1 protein-coding gene is annotated in these 680 nt (G+C 56.0%); it reads right to left on the minus strand.

Going from position 1 to position 680, the window contains the following annotated elements; all coding sequences use genetic code 11:
- A partial coding sequence (locus QDY28_RS30940; protein WP_331384861.1) for a LysR family transcriptional regulator occupies nucleotides 1–347 on the minus strand: 347 nt, incomplete at its 3' end.
- Between the last annotated feature and the right edge of the window lie 333 nt (nucleotides 348–680).

The raw sequence follows: 680 nt of genomic DNA on the forward strand, positions 1-680 counted from the left end.
GCATAGGCACGCAGGATGGGCGCGACGCAATAGCGGCCGAACAATACGGGCAGCGATACGCGAAGTTTACCGACGACCTCGCGCCGTCCAGTTTCCAGAAGGGATTCGCCCGTGCGCAATTCCTCGATGGCACGCAGGCAGCGCTCGTAATATTGCTGGCCGTCTTCAGTCAGACATTGCGTGCGGGTCGTTCGTTGAAACAGGCGAACGCCAAGTCGCTCTTCCAGGCGCGCAATGGCCTTGCCGACCGCCGAAGGGGTGAGGGAGAGCCGATCGGCTGCTCTTTTGAAACCCCCAGCTTCGACCGCTTCCACGAAAACTTCTATCCCATCAAATCTATCGCGCACGGCAAAACCTTTTCAGACGCTTTTATGACGCGATTGCGGAATTCGAGGAAATAAACAAGTGAAAAACAATCGCCACTACTGAATATCATTCTACGATATTGAGGAGATCAGGCAAGTGACGTTTTCAGGGCGATTAAGGTCAATCGACCCAAATCGGCCGCCCGTCATGTGCATTCTCGTTGCAGGAAGGCGATCGAGTTGTTGATTTCAATCGTATACGACAGTGGCTTCGGTCACACCGCGCGCGTTGCCGAGGCAGTGGCGGCCGGGATTGGCGAAGTAAAAGGGGTTGAGGCGAAACTCATGGCCGTCGCGGACGGCCCCATGGACTGG

The sequence above is a fragment of the Rhizobium sp. BR 362 genome (assembly GCF_036528765.1).
Lineage (GTDB): Bacteria > Pseudomonadota > Alphaproteobacteria > Rhizobiales > Rhizobiaceae > Rhizobium.